Below are 21,439 nucleotides of genomic sequence, written 5' to 3' on the forward strand. Positions count from 1 at the left end.
TCACAGTGGTGCAATGGCAACGCTCCGAAAGGGCTATTTGCATGTGATGCTTATGTAGTGCCTGCGCAATTGTACATACCCCACGAACGTTGCGAGTGCACAGTTATGTTATACGTAAAAGTATGCCTTTTAGACTCTGGAAACACGGTAGCAGTCATTTCATTGCATGAATCAACTGAAAACTAAGGACAAATCATGAAACGTTATTCACTCTGCCCAATATGCGGGGATGAAGGGTTGCATGAAACGAAAACCAAGATCCTCAGGGAGTTTGAGGGTTTTAAAAAAGAGGTCCCGTTCCATGCATCTGTTTGCGAATCATGTGGCTCAGAAACCCTGACAGTTCAGCAGGCAAAATTTAACAAACGCCAGATGACTGATTTTTATCGAGAAGCTGATGGATTGCTTACAGGCGGTCAGATAAAGGCAATCAGAGAGGATTTACATCTTACCCAATCTGAAGCAGCAATCATTTTTGGTGGGGGCAAAAACGCGTTTACCAAATATGAAAATGGTGACGTAACGCAATCATTTGCGCTGGATAAGCTTTTAAGAACGGCTTACTCGGTTCCCGCTGCTTTTGAGTTTCTGCGTAAAGGTTGTCCAGCCGTAACCACCGTAGAGTATACCAATCGCACTACCGAGTTAGAAACGATCAAGACTTATCTTGTTTCAAAAACTGGTCACCTTAAATACGCGAAAAGTCCTGCTGAAGATTCGGTAAAAGTCATCATCCAGAATTATGTGTCTGAACCAACTCAGCATAATACTTGGCATATGACTAAAACGATTGCCTTAGGTAGTAAATTATGATTTTAAGAGAAGTAAAAGACGTACTGTTGAGAAAGTCTTCTCTCACTTTTGATGCTGACACAAACATTTTTATGTTAGAGGGCATGGATCTAACCCTTCAATCGAATAACCGTATTGTTAGCGTACAAGTTGCTGAAAAATATGAAGACGAAGAGCTAACTAAGATAAGTCGATGCGCATGTCTTTTCAGGCTGCAATGTTCGATAAGAGCAACTGAAGCAGGGCAAGATCCAGAAACATCTAAAGTTCTGTTCGAAATCGAAGCTCAGCACGATGTTGTTTTTGACTCAGACTCAGTTGTAACAATCGAAGAGATAGAAAAGTTTAGCGCTGATGACATAATTAACAATGCGGCTTGGCCGTATTGGAAAGAGCATGTTACTTCGCTTTGTTCCAAAGCTGGACTCAGCCCTTTGCAGGTGCCGTCAGCTCAGAAGAATGATCCAATAAAAATTACAGCCAAGCGAGAGTTGTAAACAAAACCGGCCGCGTGCCGGTTTTTTATGACAATTATACGACAAGCGGGCCCTAAATTTCCACCCCGCCTTATGCATCTTAGTCTCCAGTTGAGCTACTCTTTCTAACTGCTTCCTTTCCTTCATGATCGCTATCAACTGTCGGTACCCGTGGTGCGTCGATGCTTAAAAATCAACTGAGGATTTGCTACCGATTAAAGCTTCGTACTCTTCAACCTGCTTTATATGCTTTGCTTTAAACTCAGGGAAAGCCTGTTCAGCCAAGGCCACATGCCGCTCGCATAACTGAAAGGCCCTCTTAGATTATCGCCGGCGTCTGGCTGACTATAATGCTCTTTGATTTTTCCTAGAGCTGGAAGTGCAGATCAACAATCTGCTCGATCACTAAGCCACCGAAGGCCGTCAACCCACTCTTTGGTTTCCATTGAGTCCCACCTAATGATGTTATTTGCAGCATATCACCGGCGTTTACAAAAATAAATATCATTAAAATACATATTGTTAACTGGAGTTCGACATTTTTGTATACGTTTTGTATTGTGCTATATAAATACGTTTTGTATATTCACTCCATCGAAACGAAACATCGACAGCTGAGCGAAGTTAGCCAGCTGCGAAGTTGAGATTCGGTCAGTCGAACGGCGCGACAGTAAACCATGCGTCGGACGCCCGGCGGGCTCAGGGAGAGCGGCAATGGTGCGTAACTGGAATGTTTTGGGGTGAGTGCAGAAGCAAACCTTCTCGGCGGAGGAGCTTGGCAATGAGTACGCGACCGGAATTAGTCGCCCGGCTGTGCTCACCACCAAAACATTTCTCCCGCATCAGCGGGTAACGACAGAGGGTAAGGCGATGGAGTTTAAGAAAGGAGATGTTGTTACGTGGTCAAGCCAGGCCGCGGGCAGCTGGAAGACGAAAACTGGTGTGATTACGGAAGTGTGGGAATACAAAAAACAAACCCGTTACACCGTAAAAGTTGATCCGAGGGAAGGGTCGACGGCGAAACCGAAGTTTTACTACCCACGCACATCAGCACTACAGAAGGTGTCATGACCCGCTACGGCGGGTTTTGTATCGGTCATACATAGGCAGATTTTCGAGTCTGCCCATTTATGACAACCGGCGGCCATCCACCGCCCATTAGCGCAGAAGTCTTGTATTACCGTTCCGTTCGCCGCGATAAGGCCAAGAGGATTTATGAGCAACAAAACAGGCGGTCCAGCGTTCCCTTACTCAGGGGTCCATAAGGGTGAAAAAGAAAACCAGATAGTCGACAGCCAAGGCATGACGCTGCGTGATTACTTCGCGGCGAAGGCTATGCAGCCGGCTTTGTTAGCGTCGAAGCCAGAGAACCCAGTGGAACGCATGGATATTTATGCTCAGTCAGTAGCTGAAATCTCTTACGAGATGGCTGACGCCATGCTCCGCGCCCGGGAGGCATCATGACAGTAACCCACAACGGTAAGCAGTACACCGCCAAAAAGCTCAACGATAACGAGTGGCAGCTGACGGCGGTATCGGCACCGCGTGAAAAGCTGGTGCTTAACCGCTGGCAGATGCATATCGCTGGCCTCCTGAAACAGGTTGAGGTGAAGGTATGACTATCAATCATCAGTTGCTGCGGCTTGCGCAGCAGAAAGCTCGTGACGCCAAAGCGCAGCGCAATGGCGCCAAATGGATGGAAGCCAATGAGGAGATGAAAAGAGCTGCTGGCATGCCGTGGTATCGCGGACGTCAGGTTTCGACGCAGTAATTATTCCTGATGCCTGATTACCCTGACTATCCTTCGCCGCATATCCTTGTAATTCTGAGCAATATAGTCGCCAGTCCGCATGTTAAAGATAGTAACGTCAGTATCGGGAGAATCAGGATCGAATTGCTCCACAAGCCATTCATCATTATCACCTGATATAGCAACCACGTCCCCTTCACTGAAAGCAATAAATTCCATGCTCGCAACCTCTTTAATGGTGGAGTCATGAATTTAGCCAATCAGCAATAAATCATCAAATTCACGCGCTTTGGTAGCCAATTTATACCGGGCTTTGCACATCCAAATTTCAGGAGTTCAGAAATGAACGCATACCTCACTTACGACCGCATCGAAGATCAGCGGTGGGTTGAGCAACAGCTCACCGACGAAAAAGAGAAGTGGATCGACGACCGGGCGCAGAAAATCATCGACATGATGCCAAAAGAGCCGTCCGGCCTCTTCCACTTCTCCGTACCGATTGACTCCAGCCCATACGAAGGACTTCGCAGCGATAAAGCTGGCGAGGCCTACAACGATTTCATTTCGGCAGTTGCTTACGCCCAGGCGGAATACGACTGGGAACACCGTACCGGCTGCCCGTTTTAATTTTTGAGGGATTTAACAATGAGTACTGCACTTTCCACCATGGCCGGGAAACTGGCCGCACGCCTCGGCATGGATGCCGGTACAGACCTGATGAATACGCTGAAGAATACAGCGTTCAAAGGTGGCAACGTCACGGACGAGCAGTTTACAGCCCTGTTGATCGTCGCCAACCAGTACGGCCTGAACCCATGGACAAAAGAGATTTACGCATTCCCAGATAAAGGCGGGATTGTCCCGGTCGTCGGCGTTGATGGATGGGCTCGCATTATCAACGAACATCCTCAGTTTGACGGCATGGAGTTCTCTTACGACAAAGAGGAAGGCGCGTGCACCTGCAAGATTTACCGCAAAGACCGCAAGCACCCGACAATCGTCACCGAGTACATGGGCGAGTGCAAACGCAACACTCAGCCATGGCAGTCCCACCCTACCCGCATGCTTCGCCACAAGACGCTGATCCAGTGCGCGCGTCTGGCCTTTGGTTTCGCTGGCATCTTCGACCAGGACGAGGCCGAGCGAGTGATTGAAGGAACAACGGCAGAGGTTCATGCAGGCCATGAATCAGATAGCCGTCGTCCGGACCTGATCGCAAAAGGCGAGTCTGCCGCGCGCCTTGGAACCGTTAAGTACCAGGAGTTCTGGGTGGCGCTGAGCGCTGAAGAGAAGCAGGTGATCGGCGCAGTTGAGAAGCGACGCATGTATGACATAAGTCTTGCTGTCGACAACGCCGAACCTGTCAATGTCGCAGAGACGGAGGCTGAATGATGGAGCAACGCACCCCTGAATGGTTTGCTGCGCGTTGCGGCAAGGTCACAGCCAGTCGCCTGGCTGATGTCATGGCCCTGACTAAGTCGGGCTACTCCACCAGCCGCCAGAACTACATGGCCGAGCTGATTTGCCAACGGCTGACCGGGAAGCTGGAGGAAGGGTTTTCGAATGCCGCGATGATGCGCGGCACTGAACTTGAGCCAGTGGCACGCGAAATGTACGCGCTGAATGAGTTCGATGCGGAAATCACTGAAGTTGGACTCATCAATCACCCAACCATACCCGGATTCGCAGCCAGCCCGGACGGACTTGTCAACGACGACGGGCTTATCGAAATCAAATGCCCCAACACCTGGACCCATCTTGAAACGCTGAAAACTGGCGAGCCAAAGCGCCAGTACATGCTGCAAATGCATGCGCAGATGATGTGCACCGGGCGGAAATGGTGTGATTTCGTTAGTTTCGATGATCGCCTGCCGCCTGACCTCGCCTATTTCAAGAAGCGAATTCATTTCGATGAAGAGCTGGCGCGCGAAATCGAGTCTGAGGTTAAGAGCTTCCTTGCAGATCTGGAATCGGAAATTCTGAAAATCACAGAGCGTGCAGCATGAAACGCACACCCTTTTACCGCAGGCCCGGGCGAACCGGGCAATTTTCCGGCCTCCGTGAACGCGTTATCTGGATGATTCAAACGCGCGGCCGCCCGGTAACCGGTAGCGAAATCGCTGAGAAGTTTGGCGTAACGCTCATCGAGTTCAACCGGGTCGCCAATGGCATTACCCGCGGCACCGGGCAAATAGCGCAGATCGTTGAGTCGGAAAAATGGCTCAACGAGGACGGAATCTGCGACCGGAAATTCGACCTGGTAACGAAACCAAAGGTCGTAACGCCGCAAGGTAAATCGCGCCTGTTCACCCGGCGCGCCATAGAGCAATCGCAAGAAGGTAGACGGCAGGAATGCATTGAACGTGCCGCCCGCCGTCGCCGCCTGATAGCTCAGGGCCTCTACATCGACGAAATGGAGTCCATCCTATGACTCACGCTCACGACGACATCAGGGTTGGCACACTGCGCCTCCCCTACATTGGTAACAGCTGGCTAATGCCATGGGGTGAAGTAATCAGCAATCCATTAAAGGCGAAGCGGCTCGCTGAGGAATATCGGGAAAGGCAGGAGGTGGCATGAATGAGCTGGCTCTTTTCGCAGGCGCTGGCGGAGGAATACTCGGAGGTATCCTCCTTGGCTGGCGGACAGTATGCGCAGTTGAACGTGATGCCTACGCCGCACAAGTTCTCGCGCAACGACAAAATGATGGAATCCTCAAACCTTTCCCGATTTGGTCTGACGTGTGCAGTTTTGACGGAAAGCCATGGCGAGGAATTGTTGACGTCGTTTCTGGCGGGTTTCCCTGCCAGGACATTAGCGCAAATGGTAATGGCGCCGGCATCAACGGACGTCGTTCCGGACTGTGGACAGAAATGGCGAGAATCGTCAGTGAAGTACGACCTGCATTCGTCTGCGTGGAAAATTCGCCGCGACTCAGGGGAAAAGGTCTTGCCGTGGTCATCGGTGACCTTGCCGAGATGGGGTATGGCTGCGAGTGGTTTCGTCTTTCAGCATCCAACTGCGGAGCGCCCCATGAAAGAGACAGGATGTGGATTGTGGCCTACAGCGAAGGCCACGATCCGCGGCGACTGTCCAAGCGAACGGCTTCGCAGAACTCCAGACTTGCCGAGTGCGATAAAGATGCGTCCGTTGCCGGATGGGTCGCAGCCACACCAAGATGGACAGCTGAACCCGGAATGGGTCGAGTGGTTCATGGGCTGGCCCATAGGGTGGACAGAATTAAAGCCCTTGGCAATGGACAGGTTCCTCGAGTGGCAGCAACAGCATTCTCCATCCTCAAAAATTCATAGTGAGGCGAAGATGGATTACGTATACGAAACAAAAACACCAGCGGATCAGCGCGACCTATGGCGTACTCCACCAGCCCTTTTCGCTTCCCTTGATGCTGAGTTCTGCTTCCAGTTGGATGCCGCTGCGGCGCCGTATAACGCACTGTGCCGGAGGTTCATCACCGCTGAGCAGAACACGCTGGAAACGCCATGGGCTGATTACCTGAGCATTCCCGGCTATGTCTGGCTGAACCCGCCATACAGCGACATCACGCCTTTCGTTAAGAAGGCCGCTGCCGAGAGCTCCAATCAGATCGGCACGGTCATGCTGGTGCCGGCAGATACTTCGGTTGGATGGTTCAGGGAAGCTATCCAGACCGCCAGCGAGGTTCGATTCATCACCGCCGGGCGGCTGGCATTTATCAACCCGATCACCGGTAAGCCCGTCAGCGGAAACAACAAGGGCTCAATGCTCATCATCTGGCGACCGTACCCGCGCACACACTGCCACTTCGCAACTGTGGACCGGGACGAGCTGATGGCTTTCGGGGCGAAACTTCTCGCCCGTCGGGAGGCCGCATGACGCCAGACACAGAAAACGCCAGTATCAAGGCACTAATCACCAGGTCGCTGTCGCGGCCTTTTTTATTGCTGGCGTTCACATTCAACCGTATTAACCGACAGTTCCGTTAGCAGTAATTATGTCTAGTATTAACATGTTTAGTTGATGTACAGAACCAGTAGGGGAGCATACTATTTGAATGTTCTCCGATAATTCCGCGACTACAATTATATTCGGCAGTCTTAGAATACGCTAATCTCAATATGATTAGATATATATTCGGCAGCAACACCTTTGGACAGCTTTTAATTTAAAATACCTCATATTTTCGAAATAAGATATCAACAACCACCATCACATTTTAGATATAAACATACTTCATAAGCACAAGGAGAGAAATAAACAGGCTTGACTAAAAAATACAGTTGCTATAGTTTTTAATTGATTTAACCACAAACTTATAAGGGATATAAATATGGCTTGGACTGGTTTCGGTGGAAGTTGGTCAGATGGTGTTCACAGCGGTGGAGACAGCTCCGGTAGTATTGGAGGCAGTAGTGGAGGTATGCGAGCACCTTCACCTGCCGATATTGCTTCTCAATTTAATAGTTACGGTGGAACACAAATTACAGCATCGCAAGTCTCAAATATTAAAAGTGACGGTTCTGGGGGTTATACAGCGAATATACAGGGACAGAATAATACTGTTTCTTCTGAAACTGGCAGTCGAACTTCTAACACCGTGGGCGGATTTTCAGGTGTATTAACCTCTGCGGGCAAAGGAAGCAATAGTAGCGGATCAACAGGTTCAAACGATTCTGTTGTTCCAGGAGGATGGAGTATCAAACCAGGGGATTGGAGCAAATTACCGGACGAATTCGATACGACAGTTGATCAATTCAAATATAAAGTGAAGTTAGATCAATTCGGTAAAGCTACTTCAGTTACGCAAACAGCACCCCGCCCATATACAAAAGCTGAAAATTTGAAAGTTGCAGTAGCAAAATCACAGAATAAAAAACCAAGTGATTTATATCCAGAACTTGATTTCTCTAAAGGAGAACCAGAACGACAGGCCAAGGCAAAAAAAGAAGCTGAAACATCTTGGAAAACATTGCCCCCGAACATTAGAACTTTTGATGTATATGTTGAAGGCTTTAGATACGCGGTCAAATTAAACGAGCAAGGAACAGTAATCTCAACTACTAAAATAGCTGATCGTCCATACACAAAAGCTGAAAATCTCAAGGTAGCGGTGGCAAAAACAAATAATAAGACACCAGGAGAAATGTTCCCGGAGCTTGATTTTGCTAAATCAGATCCTGAGAGAAAGCAAAAAGCTTCACAAAGCGCACAGGATTTGTTCAGTTCTTTTCCAACTAATGCTATCAGCATAGCTTCCGATTTTTATAAAGCATTAACAGAAAAATTTGGGGATAAACTAACAAAGGAGGCTAAAGCGCTAGAGGCAATGGCAAAAGGTAAAAAATTACGAAATGCATCAGAAGCGATAGCTGCATATGATAAATACAAAGGTAACCTTAACAAAAAATTCAGCGTGGCTGACCGAAACGCAATTGCAAAAGCCCTAGAGTCATTAGACAAAGCCACTATGGCTGCACAGTTACAGAAAATGAGTAAAATGTTCGGTGTAGTTGGCGAAGCAATAGCTTGGGGAGCTTTTGTGAATGGGATCGTAAAAGGTTTTCGAACAGGAAACTGGAACGATGCGATCATTTCTGGTGAAAAGATTGCAGCAACAAAAATTGCATCTTTATTAGTTGTTACTGCATATGCCGTAATAGCAACAACTCCAATCGGAATTATAGGGTTTTCGGCAATCCTCGCTATAACAGCTGCTTTGATTACAGATAAAGCGCTTGAGGATTTAAATAAATTCATCCTTAGCCTTTAAATACGTAGAGCAAGAGATAATTTATCTCTTGCTCATTTTATATAACACCAAAAAGAGCCCCAAAGGTAATGACAAAACTAAGCACAATGTGAAAACACCGTTATTCCAATACTGAAGAGGAATCTCACCCTTTTTAAACCCACGAAAAAAATTCGCAACGAAAGGGAAAAACAAACTGCTTAATGTACAATATGCAATCAATATTAGACTTTCCTTTAAATTAAGGTTTGAGCTTGCAAGAACCAGAACAAATACAAGTATGTAGAAACATATGCATAAAAAAAAGTCAGCAAGGTATTTTTTCATTACCATCCTCCCTTTATCACAAAATCAATTATCCTTTCCACAATATTATCATACCCACTTATCTGGTAGCCAGATTAATTGATGGAGGCATGAACAGGATCTTTATAAAGATCGCTAGACATCACAAAACGCTTTCAATTCCAGACTAAGTATGGTCGCCGGTAAAGCGCTGACAGATTCTGGAAGTGGCTACTAGTTCCAAACTGCTGATATTACAAATTATGTAATGACGACAGCGAACATAACTGTGAAAGCCCTAATAGTTTTAACGACTTATCGTGTTTTTTACTTTGACGCAATTGATTGCCAGTTATGAACTGGCTATTGGGTGCGAAAGCACTGCTCCGTTTTCCCTTTTGCCCGGCCCCGCGTCGGGCTTATTTTTACCTGATTTCGATTAATCAACACGTCAACGCGGCCTCGCTTATAATGCCTGGCGGCTAAGGAGTTCTCATGGCTAAGCTTCTCAACTTGCAGGAATGGGCTGCTGAGGTCTACACGACTCCCCCATCCCTTTCTACTCTGCGACGATGGACGCGGGAGGGGCGAATTTATCCCGCGCCTGAGCTGCACGGAAAGGAATATAAGGTTCAGCCTGACGCTATCTACGTGGATCCGCGCAAGAAGAATCTGCGCGCTAAACCGAAACACACCAAACTGCCGTCTGGCGGTACCTTACTGGAGAGACTGACTCATGGCGAAAAGGCCAGTACGTTACGACGCTAACCTGCCCCGTAACCTGACCTATCGTAAAAGAGACAGACTTTACAGCTGGCGCAATCCGGTGACCGGGCAGGAGATTTCTCTTGGCCGGATTGATCGCAAGGACGCTGTTGCCCAGGCCATTGAGGCCAACAACTACATCGACCAGAATTACCTTCCCTCTACTCTACTGGATCGCATAAAAGACGTGCCCACTTTCACAGTGGCTGTATGGCTGGAGCGTTACGAGGTAATTCTCGAGCGGCGCGAGCTGAAACCAAACACGATGAAGGTCAGGCGAAACCAGATCGCCACCATAAAGGAAGAGTTCGGCAAAATTCCCCTCGCTTCCGTCACGACAAAGGACATCGCCTCATTTCTTGAATCGTACATTCTCTGCGATAAAAAGAGCATGGCTTCCGGGCTGCGTTCTGTCTTAATGGACATCTTCAGGGAGGCGATCGTTGAAGGTCATGTCGACAGGAACCCGGCCGAGCCGACGCGAACGCCGACGCCGAAAGTTAAGCGAGAGCGCCTGTTACTCGAACAATTTACCGTCATCCGCCAGGCCGCGTTAACTCATTCTGACTGGGCGCCTAACGCATGCGATCTGGCGCTGTCCACCGGCCAGCGGCGGGAGGATATCTCACTGTTCAGGTTCAGTGACATTAAAGACGGGAGGCTTTTCGTTACTCAGGAGAAAACAGGTCACAAACTGGCGCTCCCCCTTGATTTGAGGCTGGACGTCGCCGGGCTTGTGTTGCAGGATGTCATTGATCGATGCCGGGTGAATAACCCTTCCGACTTCCTGCTTTACTCGCCGGTTCGCCGCGGGGGGAGAAAGCCGGGGCCGCTAACTCCTGACGGACTCACCCAGGCTTTCGCAGAGATAAGGGATTCGACCGGGTTAAAATTCGGTCCTAACCCACCGCCTTTCCATGAGATCAGGAGTCTGGCGAGCAGGCTCTACGAAAAGGAGCGCGGAGAAGAATTTGCTCAACGTTTACTCGGCCACAAAAATTTAACAATGACCAAAAAATACCTGGACGCACGCGGTGCAGAGTATGTTATGGTTTAGACAGGATATGGAATATTCGAGTAATTTTCGGGGGATTTCGTGTTAAGACCGAAAAAACCTTTGAGAAACAAATAGATAAAAAGAGACCGAATACGATTCCTGTATTCGGTCCAGGGAAATGGCTCTTGGGAGAGAGCCGTGCGCTAAAAGTTGGCATTAATGCAGGCTAAGTCGCCTTGCCTTTTAAGAATAGATGACGACGCCAGGTTTTCCAGTCCACAGCAAAAGTGGCCTGAAAAAAAGCGTCAGAGCATCATTAAAAGTGAAAAACCGCAGTGCTTTGGCGAGCATCTGCGGTTTTTTTATTGGAAACCTGAACGTCAGCAGAGCTTGTCAGCGCGCTCGATAAACGGTGCCAGGCTCATCTTCTGCCCCGGGTTGGCCGGGTCATCAATCTGAATCACGCTGACTGGCTGACCGCTGCTCTTGCCGCTGGCGACCTGCTGCTCAGCGGTATCGTTGAGCGGGTACTGGACCAGCGTGCTCGGGTTGATCGCATACAGCGCATGGCCCGGACGGCAGGTCAGCATCACCTCTTCGCGATTAAAGGCCCATTTGTCTTTGCCCACTTCAAAGCGGCTTACGGTGATTACCTGCGGTGCCGCCAGAGCGCTTCCCGCCCAGGCCAGCAATAAGAGAGAAAGTACTGTCTTTTTCATTTAATAGTTAACCTTGTCAGAAGGGTTCCCAGGTAGCAAACAGACTGACCGTTGCCAGAACCAGCGCGCCCAGCACCACCTCTGCCTGTGTCATCCTGATAAACATCTGTTGTTCGCGCCCGGAATCCGGACGGAACCGTGGCACCAGAAAATACCGATTTGCCAGCGCAATTGCCACCATCAACGCCACGAGAGCACATTTGAACAACAAAAACTGCACGTAGCCAGCCTGCCAGGGAATATGGAAGCCCAGAATCAACAGCGCATTCACTACGCCGGTAAGCAGCACGCCTGCGACGGCATAATGCCCCACGCGCGAGAAACGCATCATGGTATAGATGGCCGCGTTCTGCCAGCGTCCTTTCGCCAGACGCATGCAAAACAGCAGCGGCAGCAATCCACCCACCCAGGTTGCGGCACACAGCAGGTGAACAGCATGATTGAGTCGCTGTATCGCCCCCATCGGGCCGTCGCTCATCGCCGCGTGCCCTACCCCTGCCAGCAGGATAAGCTGGCCCATGGCGAGCAGCAGCAGGCGCGAGCCTTTCAGCGGCGCGAGCCACGCGATGACAACGGTGATGGCAGCGAGGATAATTTGCCACAACCAGACGCCACCAAACCGCGTTCCCAGCACGCTGTACCAGATTTGCGGGTTAAACACATCGCCCCAGCCGTTGCCCATTAAGCCGCCCTGAAGCATAAACATCAGGATCGCAGCGGTCAGGCTGACGATGGACGCCACTCTCTGCTGGAGCTGGAAACGCCGGGCCATCAGGCGGTGCAGCCCGGAAGGCGCAAACCAGACGCTGTAAAGCGCGTTGCCAAAAACGAGCATTAGCGCCGCAAAATGGATAAAGCGCAATCCTACGTATAACAGTCCCAGCATGCTATTTCACGCTGAAGCGATAGCTGCCTTTGGTTTTATGGCCGTCGACGGAAACCACGTGCCAGTCCACCCGGTAAGCCCCCGGCGCCAGCGTCTGTTCCAGCGGAACGGTCAGCTGTGCTTTGTTCTTTTCGTCTCGCGTGGCGGTACCGGTTTTGATCACCTGCTTTTGCGCATCCGTCACCACGACGCCGCTAAATCCGGGCTCGATACCTTCGGAGAAATTCAGCGTCAGCACCTGCGGTGACGCCACCTGGCTGTCCGCTGCCGGGCTCTGCTGCTCAAGATGCGCATGCGCCAGCACGGAGGGTGAGATTACCGTTGAGGCCAAAAAAACCAGTGCGCATACCGCGCGGGAAGCGGATAAACCCATCACAATCATTCCTTTTTGTTATGTCTGTATGCTAAAGAATAACGCTGTATAATAAACGAGTCGAGGATCATCCCGCTCTGCTTGTCATCGTCGCGCAATCGCGGTAACGTTGCCGCCGCAAAATAAGGAGAAGGTAATGAAGATCAATCTGGCCGCCCTTCCTCAGGACGAGATGGATAAAGTGAATGTCGATCTCGCTGCCGCTGGCGTCGCCTTTAAAGAGCGTTACAACATGCCCGTCGTGGCTGAAGTGGTGGAGCGAGAACAGCCCGCCCATCTTCGTGACTGGTTTCGCGAAAGGTTAATTGCCCACCGTCTCGCCTCGGTCAACCTCTCCCGCTTGCCGTACGAGCCGAAAGTTAAATAAGCTTAACGACTCGTTACACTTCCTTACGCGGAATCTGGCAGGATAAGAAAACCCTGATTAAATTAGGTGTACTCTTTAATCCCTGCGACTCTGTGTATAAGGAAGTCACGATGTCACATTGGAATATTGCGGCAGCCCAGTATGGCGGGCAGCATCACAGCGTAGATGACCATATTGCGCACCATCTCCACTTTATTGCCGAAGCAGCACATCATCAGTGCGATTTGCTGGTTTTCCCGGAACTCTCATTAACCGGCCCGGGCGCGACGGCATTACCGCTTCCGCCCGAAGACGATCGACTACAGCCATTGCTTGATGCCGCGCATTTTTACCGCATTACCCTCATTGCAGGGCTTCCCGTTGAACGAAACGGTCAGCGCCAGAAAGGCCTTGCGCTGTTTATCCCCTCCCGCGATCGTATTCTGCGTTACCCTCAGGGGAGCGGCGCCAGCCTGGTGCCGGGTGATAAACAACTCACGATTATAGATGGGCAAAGCGATTCACCGAATCTTGATCCGCAGGCAACACTCTTCACCAGTTGCCAGTCGGTGAGGGATTACCGCTGGCGACAGTCCATCAATACCCTGCAGCGCTTTGCGCACAGGTATGCCATCGCGGTGTTAATGGCAAATGCCGGCGCGGGCAGCGCGTTATGGGATGAAAAAGGCCAGCTGATCGTTCGGGCAGATAAGGGTGAGCTCCTGTTGACCGGCACGCGCAACGGACAGGGTTGGCAAGGCGATATCATTCCTTTAGGCTAAGCGTTTTAAGCTCAGGAGATTTTCATGCTGCGCGTCATTGATACCGAAACTTGCGATCTTCAGGGCGGAATTGTGGAAGTGGCCTCGGTCGACGTGGTTGATGGAAAAATCGTCAACCCGATGAGCCATCTGGTGCGCCCCGATCGTCCTATTAGCCCACAGGCCATGGCTATCCATCGCATTACAGAATCAATGGTGGCGGATAAACCCTGGATAGAAGACGTTATCCCGCACTACTACGGCAGCCCATGGTACGTTGCCCACAACGCCAGCTTTGACCGTCGGGTACTCCCCGAAATGCCCGGGGAGTGGATTTGTACCATGAAGCTGGCGCGTCGCCTCTGGCCAGGGATCAAGTACAGCAATATGGCGCTGTATAAATCCCGCAAGCTCAGCGTCAGAACCCCTGAAGGGCTGCACCATCACCGCGCCCTGTATGACTGCTATATCACCGCTGCGCTGCTCATAGATATTATGAACACATCGGGCTGGACGCCGGATGATATGGCAACGATCACCGGACGCCCTGCGCTGCTGACGACGTTCACCTTCGGCAAATACCGCGGGAGAGCGGTATCGGATATTGCGGATAAAGATCCGGGCTATCTGCGCTGGCTGTATAACAACCTCGACAAAATGAGCCCGGAGCTGCGCTTAACCCTGAAACACTATCTGGGCGAAGCTTAACGCTGCACACGGCCTGGCAACGTATCCTGCGCCAGGCCTATCAAAAAGGCATACTCCAGGGCCACCCCTTCGTAGGATTTGAATCGACCCGATTTCCCCCCGTGCCCGGAGTCCATATCGGTACAGAGCAGCAGCAGGTTGTCATCGGTTTTCAGCTCCCGCAGCTTTGCTACCCATTTTGCCGGTTCCCAGTATTGCACCTGTGAATCGTGCAAACCGGTCGTCACCAGCATGTGCGGGTACGCTTTCGCTTCCACGTTGTCATACGGGCTGTACTCTTTCATATAGCGATAATAGGTTTCATCCTGCGGGTTGCCCCACTCCTCAAACTCCCCGGTCGTCAAAGGGATGGACTCATCGAGCATAGTGGTAACCACATCGACAAACGGGACCTGCGCAACAATGCCCTTAAAGCGATCGGGCCGCTGATTGATGACCGCCCCCATCAGCATCCCCCCCGCGCTGCCGCCCATGCCGAAGCAAAGCTGAGGATCGCCATAGCCTTGCTCAATCAGCGCATCGCAGACGTCGAGATAGTCGTTGAAGGTGTTTTTCTTTTTCAGGAATTTCCCGTCTTCATACCAGTGCTGCCCCAGCTCGCCGCCGCCGCGAATATGGGCAATGGCGAAAACAAAGCCGCGGTCGAGCAGGCTTAATCTGCTGCTGCTGAAGTCGGCATCCATGCTGGAGCCATAGGAGCCGTAGCCGTAGACCAGGATCGGATTTTTACCCTTCTGGAAAAGCGCCTTATGATAAACGAGCGAAACAGGCACTTCCACGCCATCGCGCGCGGTGACCCACAGGTGTTCGCTGCGGTAATTGTCGGAATCAAAGCCCTTCACTTCGGTTTGCTTAAGTACCTGGCGCTGTCCGGTATCCATATCCAGCTCAAAGAGCGTATCCGGCGTAGTCATCGACGAGTAGCCGTAGCGCAGCCGGGACGATTCAGGTTCCGGGTTAAAGCCGATCCACGTGACGTAGGCCGGATCGTCGAACGCAATCCCTATCACCTCACGCGTTTTACGGTTGATCTGCCGGATACTGGTCAGCCCCCGCTGGCGCTCCTCCACCACCAGCCAGTCGGTAAACAGCGTGAACCCTTCCAGCATCACCTGATCCCGCGCGGGAATGAGCACCTCCCACTTGCGCTCGTCGCGCACCTTGGTTTTGTACAGACCAAAGTTCTTGCCTTCACGATTCGAACGCAGATAAAAGCTGTGCTGGAAGTGATCCAGGCTGTACTCGTGGTCCTTGCGGCGCGGCAGGAAACAGAGCGGCTGGGCGTCAGGCAGTTCGGCATCCAGGAGCAGCACTTCCGAGGTGGTGGCGCTGGCGAGGAAGATAATCACATAGTGGCGCGAGGAGGTTTTATGCAGGCTGACATAAAATGTTTCGTCTTTCTCTTCATAGACCAGCTCGTCATCGGCTGAGTCCGTGCCTACGGTATGGCGCCACACCTGATAAGGCAGCAGCGTAGAGGCGTGCTTTTTAACGTAGTAGACCGTCTCGGAATCGTTCGCCCAGACAAAATCCGGGGAGACGTTTTCCAGCATTTCCGGATACCAGTTGCCGGTTTCCAGATTGCGAAAACGCAGGCCGTACTGGCGCCGGGAGAGATAATCCTCCGCCAGTGCCATGATGGTGTTGTCAGGGGAGATGGACATACCACCCAGGGTATAAAACTCGCTGTGGGCGGCGCGCTGGTTCGCATCCAGCAGAATGTCCCATTCATCCCACTCGGCGCTTAATACCGACTGTCGTTGATAGATGGGATACTCGTTGCCCGGCTCATAGATATGGCGATAGCGATAGCCGTTTTTGGTCCAGGGCGCGGAGATGTCGCGCTGGGGAATACGCTGCACCATTTCGTTCAGCAGCTGGTCCTGCAGCGCCTGCTGGCTGGCCATGACCCTGCGGCCATAGTCGTTTTCCTCGTGCAGGTAGTCGAGCACCTCTGGCCGGGAACGCGAATCGTCCCGCAGCCAGTAGTAGTTGTCTATGCGCGTATCGCCATGCGTGACGATCGCATAAGGAGTACGTCGGGCTTTCGGTGGCATGTCATCATTCTTTTAAGTTTTACACCCTATAAGGTTGGCAAAACCCGCGCATGATGCAAGCGAAACATGACCCCGGGGGCGCGAGTTAGCCCTGTAGCGCCTGTTTTTGTTCCCCGATATCTTTTTCTATCCCCTCGCGCACGTCCTGAGGGATCTTCAGCGCGTCGCCGAGGGCGTTAAGGTAGCTACGCTCCATAAAGTGATCGATATCTATGGCAGCACAGCTGAGAAAATAGAGTTCCAGCGCCTCTTCCTCATTTTTCACGCTCAGTGCCAGACGCTGCGGATCGAGCGGCTGATCAATGGCCTGCGCCACCAGCGTTCTGCCCTGTTCTTCAACACCCGCCTCGCGTAGCTGCTGTTCGATAGCCGCTCTTTCATTATCATCAATATGCCCGTCGCTTTTGGCGGCAAACACCAGCGCCAGGATGAGCCGCTCCGTGCGCAGATCCAGCGGAGAAGTATGCTCCCCATAGTGAGGTTCATCGCGGTGCGCCGCTCGCACCCTGTCCTTATATTTGTTCCACAGCACGGTGCCGGCGATAGCGCCGCCCCCGGCCAGCAGCGCGCCGGTACCGTACTTCGCCAGCAGCTTGCGTGAGGATTTATTGGCAACCAGCAGCCCTGCCAGACCACCGAGCGCCCCCGGTACCAGCAGTTTGCTCAGCCCCTGTTCGCCGGAACCAGACGTTTTCTGCCCTAACATGGATTGCAGTTGATTTAACCAGCCTGACATGGTTTCCCTCGCTTAACGGTTAACATGTTCTCCAGCGTAAGCGAGCAGGCGTCAGGAAATGTCCATCAAGCCTAAAGAAGCGCAAATTTCTGGTCTGCCCTTTTGCCGTGCGCAAGACAGACGCAAACGTTTTCGTTTATACTGCGCGCATCTTTTTCAGGGGGAATGTTATGACTCGTTTAGGAACCGCGCTGCGACCTGCGGCGACGCGCGTAATGTTGTTGGGATCGGGCGAACTGGGTAAAGAAGTCGCCATTGAGTGTCAGCGTTTAGGGGTGGAGGTGATTGCCGTAGACCGCTACGCCGACGCGCCCGCCATGCACGTCGCCCATCGTTCTTATGTGATTAACATGCTGGACGGTGATGCCCTGCGTACGCTCATTGCACGGGCGAAACCGGATTTTGTCGTGCCGGAAATTGAAGCTATCGCAACCGATACGCTGATCGCCCTTGAGCAGGAAGGCCAGCGCGTGGTGCCCTGCGCCAAAGCGGCAAAGCTGACCATGAACCGTGAAGGCATTCGCCGCCTGGCGGCGGAGGAGCTAGGGCTGCCTACCTCTAGCTACCGTTTTGCGGGTGACAAAGCCGCATTCCTGCAGGCCGTTGAAGAGATTGGCTACCCGTGCATCATTAAGCCGGTGATGAGCTCTTCCGGGAAAGGTCAGAGCTTTATTCGCGACAGCAGCGCGCTGGACAGCGCGTGGGATTATGCGCAACAGGGTGGCCGTGCCGGTGCCGGTCGCGTGATCGTCGAAGGCGTGGTGAAGTTTGATTTCGAAATCACTCTGCTCACCGTCAGTGCCGTGGACGGCGTCCATTTCTGCGACCCGATTGGCCACCGCCAGGAAGATGGCGATTATCGTGAATCCTGGCAGCCGCAGCAGATGAGCGACCTGGCGCTGGAGCGTGCCCGGGAGATTGCCCGTAAAACCGTTCTGGCCTTGGGCGGTTATGGCCTGTTCGGCGTGGAGCTGTTCGTCTGCGGTGACGAAGTGATCTTCAGCGAAGTCTCCCCTCGCCCGCACGACACCGGTATGGTCACGCTCATTTCGCAGGATCTCTCGGAGTTCGCCCTGCACGTGCGAGCCTTCCTCGGCCTGCCGGTTGGCGGCATCCGCCAGTACGGCCCGGCGGCGTCGGCGGTGATCCTTCCGAAGTTGACCAGCCAGAATGTGACGTTTGATAACGTCGAAGGCGCGGTGGGCGCAGGCCTGCAGGTCCGTCTGTTCGGCAAGCCGGAGATCGACGGTACGCGTCGTCTGGGCGTGGCGTTAGCCACCGGGGGTAACGTTGACGAGGCCGTAGCAAGAGCAAAAGCGGCGGCTGCGAACGTTCAGGTAGCAGGATAAAAAAAACGGGCCGAAAGGCCCGTTTTTCATGCTGCATATGGCTTACTGCTTCGCGCCTTCAACCGCTTCACGAGCCAGTTTCGTGATGCGATCCCAGTCACCCGCTTCCAGCGCATCCGCCGGAACCAGCCATGAGCCTCCGATGCACAGCACGCTTTTCAGCGCCAGGTAGTCGCGGTAGTTAGCCGGGGAGATACCGCCCGTCGGGCAGAAGCGTACCTGAGAGAAAGGACCGGCAATCGCCTGCAGCGCTTTGGTGCCGCCGTTCGCTTCCGCGGGGAAGAATTTGAACTCTTTCAGACCGTAGTCCATGCCCAGCATCAGTTCAGAAACGGTGCTGATGCCCGGGATCAAGGGAATGGTGCCTTCGGTCGCGGCCTTCAGCAGCGGCTCGGTCAGGCCCGGGCTGATGGCAAACTGTGCGCCGGCTTCGGTCACTTCCGCCAGCTGCTGCGCGTTGAGAACGGTACCCGCACCGATGATGGCGTCCGGCACTTCTTTAGCGATGGCGCGGATGGCATCCATCGCGCAGGCGGTACGCAGGGTCACTTCCAAAACGCGAACGCCGCCCGCAACCAGCGCTTTCGCCATTGGCACAGCGTGCTCCAGCTTGTTTACCACGATAACCGGCACGACAGGGCCAGTGGTCAGGATTGCTTCTGCACTTGTTTTCCAGTTTTTCATCAGAGTTCTCTCTCGCCAGATCGTTAAAATCAAGTCGTCTTAAAACGTAATACAGGTTGCGCCCTGCTCCGCACCGGAGAGCTTCTCACGCAGCGCGCTGAACATTTCGCGTCCGGTCCCCACGCGCGATGCGCTCAGGTCAGGAATATGAGGCTGACGTGCCGCCAGCTCCGCGTCATCCACCAGCAGGGTTAACTCGCCAGTCTGGCCGTTCACGCGGATCATGTCGCCGTCGCGCACTTTCGCCAGCAAGCCGCCGTCGTAGGCTTCAGGCGTGACGTGGATGGCGGAAGGCACTTTGCCGGATGCGCCTGACAGGCGGCCATCGGTCACTAACGCAATTTTGAAACGGCGGTCCAATAATACACCAAGTGGTGGCATAAGTTTATGTAATTCTGGCATGCCGTTCGCTTTTGGCCCCTGATGACGCACGACCACCACGCAGTCTTTATCCAGCAGACCGGCGTCGAAGGCAGGCAACACGTCGTGCTGGCTTTCAAACACTACCGCCGGGGCCTCGATAACCTGGTTCTCTTCCGGCACGGCAGAGGTTTTCATCACCGCGCGGCCAAGGTTGCCGCTCAGCACTTTGGTACCGCCGTGGTGGGAGAACGGTTTGTCGATAGTGGCAATCACCTGCGGATCAAGAGACGCGGTTGCCCCGTCGCGCCAGTCCAGCTCGCCGTTGTTCAGCCACGGCTCCTGGGTGTAGCGCTGCAGACCAAATCCGGCTACGGTGTTCACGTCTTCATGCAGCAGACCGCCTTTCAGCAGCTCGCGCATCAGCAGCGGCACGCCGCCCGCAGCCTGGAAGTGGTTGATGTCCGCCGGACCGTTCGGGTACAGACGCGCCATCAGCGGTACCACGGAGGAGATGTCGGAGAAGTCATCCCAGTTAATCAGGATACCCGCCGCGCGCGCCATGGCCACCAGGTGCATGGTGTGGTTAGTTGAACCGCCGGTCGCCAGCAGGGCGACGATACCGTTGACGATCACTTTTTCGTCGACCATTTTGCCCATCGGCATCCATTCATTGCCGTTTCCTGTCAGGCGCGTCACCTGACGGGCCGCGGCCTCGGTCAGCGCCTGGCGCAGCGGCGCGTCCGGCTGGATGAAGGACGAGCCCGGAAGCTGCATCCCCATAAACTCCACCACCATCTGGTTGGTGTTGGCCGTGCCGTAGAACGTACAGGTGCCCGGCGCATGGTAGGACGCGGCTTCGGCTTCCAGCAGCGCCTGACGATCGGCTTTGCCTTCCGCATACAGCTGGCGGATACGCACTTTTTCTTTATTCGGCAGACCGCTGGCCATCGGGCCGGACGGCACGAAAATCGCAGGCAGATGACCAAACGACAGCGCCGCCATCACCAGTCCCGGGACGATTTTGTCGCACACGCCGAGATACAGCGCGCCATCAAACATGTTGTGTGACAGGCCCACAGCCGCAGACATCGCAATCACTTCGCGGCTCAGCAGCGACAGCTCCATACCATCCTGCCCCTGCGTCACGCCGTCGCACATGGCCGGGACGGCCCCAGCCACCTGCCCGACCGCGTTCACGCTGTGCAGCGCTTTACGAATGATGTTGGGATAGACCTCATACGGCTGATGCGCGGAGAGCATATCGTTATAGGACGTGATAATAGCGATATTGTTACGCAACATGCTTTTCAGGGAGGCTTTGTCATCGGGCTGGCAGGCGGCGAAGCCGTGGGCCAGGTTACCGCAGGCCAGCTGGGAGCGGTGAACGGTGTTGCTTTTCGCCTGTTCAATGCGGGCGAGGTAGGCCGAACGGGTCTCTTTCGAGCGCTCGATAATGCGTTGTGTTACGCGTAACAATACAGGATTCATAAAAGCTCCTTTAATTTATCTGTCCGGGCTCGGGAGTTTACAAAGTCGCTGGCGGTTGTTAACAACGCTGAAACGCTTGCTGTCCGGAGCTCAGGGGCAAAATCACTTCCGGCAGTGTAATAAAAAAAGCCCCGCGGGTGAATCCACGCGGAGCTTAA

The 21,439-nt window shown here is 52.9% G+C and carries 28 protein-coding genes; 20 read left to right on the plus strand and 8 right to left on the minus strand.

The features are described from left to right. Positions 1-195 precede the first annotated feature (195 nt). From HBA26_RS14405 to HBA26_RS14430, 6 genes are all read left to right on the plus strand, one after another. The gene (locus HBA26_RS14405) at positions 196-813 is read left to right on the plus strand and encodes a type II toxin-antitoxin system MqsA family antitoxin (protein WP_166720930.1); all 618 of its coding nucleotides are present in this window, start codon (positions 196-198) and stop codon (positions 811-813) included. Beyond that, positions 810-1,289: a hypothetical protein gene (locus tag HBA26_RS14410; protein WP_166720931.1), complete on the plus strand. Its 480-nt coding sequence runs from the start codon at positions 810-812 to the stop codon at positions 1,287-1,289. Before HBA26_RS14405 ends, HBA26_RS14410 begins: the two co-directional genes overlap by 4 nt. Positions 1,290-2,012: 723 nt before the next feature. Next, positions 2,013-2,339: a hypothetical protein gene (locus HBA26_RS14415; protein ID WP_166720932.1), complete on the plus strand. Its 327-nt coding sequence runs from the start codon at positions 2,013-2,015 to the stop codon at positions 2,337-2,339. Between the two features lie 144 nt (positions 2,340-2,483). Beyond that, positions 2,484-2,732, plus strand: coding sequence for a hypothetical protein (locus HBA26_RS14420; protein ID WP_166720929.1), 249 nt, complete (start codon positions 2,484-2,486; stop codon positions 2,730-2,732). Then, positions 2,729-2,887: a hypothetical protein gene (locus HBA26_RS14425; RefSeq protein ID WP_162874937.1), complete on the plus strand. Its 159-nt coding sequence runs from the start codon at positions 2,729-2,731 to the stop codon at positions 2,885-2,887. Before HBA26_RS14420 ends, HBA26_RS14425 begins: the two co-directional genes overlap by 4 nt. After that, the gene (locus tag HBA26_RS14430) at positions 2,884-3,039 is read left to right on the plus strand and encodes a host cell division inhibitory peptide Kil (protein ID WP_063216521.1); all 156 of its coding nucleotides are present in this window, start codon (positions 2,884-2,886) and stop codon (positions 3,037-3,039) included. Before HBA26_RS14425 ends, HBA26_RS14430 begins: the two co-directional genes overlap by 4 nt. On the opposite strand, the gene HBA26_RS14435 is transcribed toward HBA26_RS14430, so the two are convergent. After that, complete coding sequence (locus HBA26_RS14435) at positions 3,040-3,237, minus strand: hypothetical protein (protein ID WP_116339138.1); 198 nt, start codon at positions 3,235-3,237, stop codon at positions 3,040-3,042. A 123-nt stretch (positions 3,238-3,360) separates the two neighbouring features. Here HBA26_RS14435 and gamL point away from each other — a divergent pair, with 123 nt between their 5' ends. From gamL to HBA26_RS14485, 10 genes are all read left to right on the plus strand, one after another. Beyond that, on the plus strand, positions 3,361-3,645 hold the full coding sequence (gene gamL, locus HBA26_RS14440) for a host nuclease inhibitor GamL (protein ID WP_166720933.1): 285 nt from the start codon (positions 3,361-3,363) through the stop codon (positions 3,643-3,645). Positions 3,646-3,663: 18 nt separating this feature from the next. After that, positions 3,664-4,410 carry a phage recombination protein Bet gene (bet, locus tag HBA26_RS14445; RefSeq protein ID WP_166720934.1) on the plus strand — a complete coding sequence of 249 codons (747 nt, stop codon included), beginning with the start codon at positions 3,664-3,666 and terminating at the stop codon, positions 4,408-4,410. After that, entirely contained in the window at positions 4,407-5,024 is a 618-nt protein-coding gene (locus HBA26_RS14450) for a lambda exonuclease family protein (RefSeq protein ID WP_166720935.1), read from the plus strand. Before bet ends, HBA26_RS14450 begins: the two co-directional genes overlap by 4 nt. Beyond that, on the plus strand, positions 5,021-5,449 hold the full coding sequence (locus HBA26_RS14455; protein ID WP_166720936.1) for a regulator: 429 nt from the start codon (positions 5,021-5,023) through the stop codon (positions 5,447-5,449). The genes HBA26_RS14450 and HBA26_RS14455 overlap by 4 nt, the downstream gene beginning before the upstream one ends. Then, on the plus strand, positions 5,446-5,598 hold the full coding sequence (locus tag HBA26_RS14460) for a DUF1317 family protein (protein ID WP_166720937.1): 153 nt from the start codon (positions 5,446-5,448) through the stop codon (positions 5,596-5,598). The genes HBA26_RS14455 and HBA26_RS14460 overlap by 4 nt, the downstream gene beginning before the upstream one ends. Then, complete coding sequence (locus tag HBA26_RS14465) at positions 5,595-6,329, plus strand: DNA cytosine methyltransferase (protein ID WP_076732565.1); 735 nt, start codon at positions 5,595-5,597, stop codon at positions 6,327-6,329. The genes HBA26_RS14460 and HBA26_RS14465 overlap by 4 nt, the downstream gene beginning before the upstream one ends. 10 nt (positions 6,330-6,339) lie before the next feature. After that, a complete protein-coding gene (locus HBA26_RS14470) occupies positions 6,340-6,891 on the plus strand; it encodes a phage N-6-adenine-methyltransferase (RefSeq protein ID WP_058106391.1) in 552 nt (183 codons plus the stop codon). Between the two features lie 454 nt (positions 6,892-7,345). Further along, positions 7,346-8,785 (plus strand): colicin-like pore-forming protein, encoded by a 1,440-nt coding sequence (locus HBA26_RS14475; protein ID WP_166720938.1) that lies wholly within the window; start codon positions 7,346-7,348, stop codon positions 8,783-8,785. A gap of 759 nt (positions 8,786-9,544) precedes the next feature. After that, positions 9,545-9,817: an excisionase gene (locus HBA26_RS14480; RefSeq protein ID WP_023300430.1), complete on the plus strand. Its 273-nt coding sequence runs from the start codon at positions 9,545-9,547 to the stop codon at positions 9,815-9,817. Continuing rightward, entirely contained in the window at positions 9,786-10,871 is a 1,086-nt protein-coding gene (locus HBA26_RS14485) for a tyrosine-type recombinase/integrase (protein WP_166720939.1), read from the plus strand. The genes HBA26_RS14480 and HBA26_RS14485 overlap by 32 nt, the downstream gene beginning before the upstream one ends. A gap of 320 nt (positions 10,872-11,191) precedes the next feature. Here HBA26_RS14485 and HBA26_RS14490 read toward each other — a convergent pair whose 3' ends face one another. From HBA26_RS14490 to yobA, 3 genes are read right to left on the minus strand one after another with little or no spacing between them, the layout of a single operon-like run. After that, a complete protein-coding gene (locus tag HBA26_RS14490) occupies positions 11,192-11,530 on the minus strand; it encodes a YebY family protein (RefSeq protein WP_063155606.1) in 339 nt (112 codons plus the stop codon). A gap of 16 nt (positions 11,531-11,546) precedes the next feature. Next, on the minus strand, positions 11,547-12,416 hold the full coding sequence (gene copD, locus HBA26_RS14495) for a copper homeostasis membrane protein CopD (protein ID WP_126345754.1): 870 nt from the start codon (positions 12,414-12,416) through the stop codon (positions 11,547-11,549). 1 nt (position 12,417) lies between these two features. Then, the gene (yobA, locus tag HBA26_RS14500; RefSeq protein ID WP_045260311.1) at positions 12,418-12,789 is read right to left on the minus strand and encodes a CopC domain-containing protein YobA; all 372 of its coding nucleotides are present in this window, start codon (positions 12,787-12,789) and stop codon (positions 12,418-12,420) included. Positions 12,790-12,925: 136 nt separating this feature from the next. Here yobA and HBA26_RS14505 point away from each other — a divergent pair, with 136 nt between their 5' ends. The 3 genes from HBA26_RS14505 (at position 12,926) to exoX (ending at position 14,604) form a co-directional block, all read left to right on the plus strand. Further along, positions 12,926-13,156 (plus strand): DNA polymerase III subunit theta, encoded by a 231-nt coding sequence (locus tag HBA26_RS14505; protein ID WP_008500465.1) that lies wholly within the window; start codon positions 12,926-12,928, stop codon positions 13,154-13,156. Positions 13,157-13,266: 110 nt separating this feature from the next. Further along, entirely contained in the window at positions 13,267-13,917 is a 651-nt protein-coding gene (locus HBA26_RS14510; RefSeq protein ID WP_049138839.1) for a nitrilase-related carbon-nitrogen hydrolase, read from the plus strand. A gap of 24 nt (positions 13,918-13,941) precedes the next feature. Further along, on the plus strand, positions 13,942-14,604 hold the full coding sequence (exoX, locus tag HBA26_RS14515) for an exodeoxyribonuclease X (RefSeq protein WP_025756911.1): 663 nt from the start codon (positions 13,942-13,944) through the stop codon (positions 14,602-14,604). On the opposite strand, the gene ptrB is transcribed toward exoX, so the two are convergent. Continuing rightward, a complete protein-coding gene (ptrB, locus tag HBA26_RS14520) occupies positions 14,601-16,661 on the minus strand; it encodes an oligopeptidase B (RefSeq protein ID WP_126345755.1) in 2,061 nt (686 codons plus the stop codon). The two genes, exoX and ptrB, sit on opposite strands and share 4 nt — an antisense overlap. 85 nt (positions 16,662-16,746) lie before the next feature. Beyond that, positions 16,747-17,397, minus strand: a complete 651-nt coding sequence (locus tag HBA26_RS14525) for a tellurite resistance TerB family protein (RefSeq protein WP_126345756.1) — start codon at positions 17,395-17,397, stop codon at positions 16,747-16,749. Positions 17,398-17,567: 170 nt separating this feature from the next. On the opposite strand from HBA26_RS14525, the gene purT reads away from it, so the two are divergent. Beyond that, positions 17,568-18,746 (plus strand): formate-dependent phosphoribosylglycinamide formyltransferase, encoded by a 1,179-nt coding sequence (purT, locus tag HBA26_RS14530; RefSeq protein WP_126345757.1) that lies wholly within the window; start codon positions 17,568-17,570, stop codon positions 18,744-18,746. 42 nt (positions 18,747-18,788) lie between these two features. Here purT and kdgA read toward each other — a convergent pair whose 3' ends face one another. Both kdgA and edd read right to left on the minus strand, forming a co-directional pair. Continuing rightward, positions 18,789-19,430 (minus strand): bifunctional 4-hydroxy-2-oxoglutarate aldolase/2-dehydro-3-deoxy-phosphogluconate aldolase, encoded by a 642-nt coding sequence (gene kdgA / locus HBA26_RS14535; RefSeq protein WP_014884307.1) that lies wholly within the window; start codon positions 19,428-19,430, stop codon positions 18,789-18,791. Positions 19,431-19,469: 39 nt separating this feature from the next. Beyond that, the gene (gene edd, locus HBA26_RS14540; RefSeq protein WP_126345758.1) at positions 19,470-21,281 is read right to left on the minus strand and encodes a phosphogluconate dehydratase; all 1,812 of its coding nucleotides are present in this window, start codon (positions 21,279-21,281) and stop codon (positions 19,470-19,472) included. Positions 21,282-21,439: the final 158 nt, after the last annotated feature.

Origin of the sequence: Enterobacter sp. 725m/11 (genome assembly GCF_011683705.1) — a bacterium.
GTDB lineage: Bacteria > Pseudomonadota > Gammaproteobacteria > Enterobacterales > Enterobacteriaceae > Enterobacter > Enterobacter bugandensis.

What these genes read in the sequence shown, in the direction of transcription:
- HBA26_RS14525 (WP_126345756.1), bottom strand. Translation starts at nt 17,397, where the DNA reads ATGTCAGGCTGGTTAAATCAACTGCAATCCATGTTAGGGCAGAAAACG.
- edd (WP_126345758.1), bottom strand. Translation starts at nt 21,281, where the DNA reads ATGAATCCTGTATTGTTACGCGTAACACAACGCATTATCGAGCGCTCG.
- bet (WP_166720934.1), top strand. Translation starts at nt 3,664, where the DNA reads ATGAGTACTGCACTTTCCACCATGGCCGGGAAACTGGCCGCACGCCTC.
- HBA26_RS14505 (WP_008500465.1), top strand. Translation starts at nt 12,926, where the DNA reads ATGAAGATCAATCTGGCCGCCCTTCCTCAGGACGAGATGGATAAAGTG.
- HBA26_RS14485 (WP_166720939.1), top strand. Translation starts at nt 9,786, where the DNA reads ATGGCGAAAAGGCCAGTACGTTACGACGCTAACCTGCCCCGTAACCTG.
- HBA26_RS14460 (WP_166720937.1), top strand. Translation starts at nt 5,446, where the DNA reads ATGACTCACGCTCACGACGACATCAGGGTTGGCACACTGCGCCTCCCC.
- exoX (WP_025756911.1), top strand. Translation starts at nt 13,942, where the DNA reads ATGCTGCGCGTCATTGATACCGAAACTTGCGATCTTCAGGGCGGAATT.
- gamL (WP_166720933.1), top strand. Translation starts at nt 3,361, where the DNA reads ATGAACGCATACCTCACTTACGACCGCATCGAAGATCAGCGGTGGGTT.
- HBA26_RS14465 (WP_076732565.1), top strand. Translation starts at nt 5,595, where the DNA reads ATGAATGAGCTGGCTCTTTTCGCAGGCGCTGGCGGAGGAATACTCGGA.
- yobA (WP_045260311.1), bottom strand. Translation starts at nt 12,789, where the DNA reads ATGGGTTTATCCGCTTCCCGCGCGGTATGCGCACTGGTTTTTTTGGCC.
- HBA26_RS14430 (WP_063216521.1), top strand. Translation starts at nt 2,884, where the DNA reads ATGACTATCAATCATCAGTTGCTGCGGCTTGCGCAGCAGAAAGCTCGT.
- HBA26_RS14410 (WP_166720931.1), top strand. Translation starts at nt 810, where the DNA reads ATGATTTTAAGAGAAGTAAAAGACGTACTGTTGAGAAAGTCTTCTCTC.
- HBA26_RS14510 (WP_049138839.1), top strand. Translation starts at nt 13,267, where the DNA reads ATGTCACATTGGAATATTGCGGCAGCCCAGTATGGCGGGCAGCATCAC.
- HBA26_RS14490 (WP_063155606.1), bottom strand. Translation starts at nt 11,530, where the DNA reads ATGAAAAAGACAGTACTTTCTCTCTTATTGCTGGCCTGGGCGGGAAGC.
- HBA26_RS14435 (WP_116339138.1), bottom strand. Translation starts at nt 3,237, where the DNA reads ATGGAATTTATTGCTTTCAGTGAAGGGGACGTGGTTGCTATATCAGGT.
- HBA26_RS14450 (WP_166720935.1), top strand. Translation starts at nt 4,407, where the DNA reads ATGATGGAGCAACGCACCCCTGAATGGTTTGCTGCGCGTTGCGGCAAG.
- HBA26_RS14470 (WP_058106391.1), top strand. Translation starts at nt 6,340, where the DNA reads ATGGATTACGTATACGAAACAAAAACACCAGCGGATCAGCGCGACCTA.
- HBA26_RS14420 (WP_166720929.1), top strand. Translation starts at nt 2,484, where the DNA reads ATGAGCAACAAAACAGGCGGTCCAGCGTTCCCTTACTCAGGGGTCCAT.
- HBA26_RS14425 (WP_162874937.1), top strand. Translation starts at nt 2,729, where the DNA reads ATGACAGTAACCCACAACGGTAAGCAGTACACCGCCAAAAAGCTCAAC.
- kdgA (WP_014884307.1), bottom strand. Translation starts at nt 19,430, where the DNA reads ATGAAAAACTGGAAAACAAGTGCAGAAGCAATCCTGACCACTGGCCCT.
- HBA26_RS14405 (WP_166720930.1), top strand. Translation starts at nt 196, where the DNA reads ATGAAACGTTATTCACTCTGCCCAATATGCGGGGATGAAGGGTTGCAT.
- HBA26_RS14455 (WP_166720936.1), top strand. Translation starts at nt 5,021, where the DNA reads ATGAAACGCACACCCTTTTACCGCAGGCCCGGGCGAACCGGGCAATTT.
- copD (WP_126345754.1), bottom strand. Translation starts at nt 12,416, where the DNA reads ATGCTGGGACTGTTATACGTAGGATTGCGCTTTATCCATTTTGCGGCG.
- HBA26_RS14475 (WP_166720938.1), top strand. Translation starts at nt 7,346, where the DNA reads ATGGCTTGGACTGGTTTCGGTGGAAGTTGGTCAGATGGTGTTCACAGC.
- purT (WP_126345757.1), top strand. Translation starts at nt 17,568, where the DNA reads ATGACTCGTTTAGGAACCGCGCTGCGACCTGCGGCGACGCGCGTAATG.
- ptrB (WP_126345755.1), bottom strand. Translation starts at nt 16,661, where the DNA reads ATGCCACCGAAAGCCCGACGTACTCCTTATGCGATCGTCACGCATGGC.
- HBA26_RS14480 (WP_023300430.1), top strand. Translation starts at nt 9,545, where the DNA reads ATGGCTAAGCTTCTCAACTTGCAGGAATGGGCTGCTGAGGTCTACACG.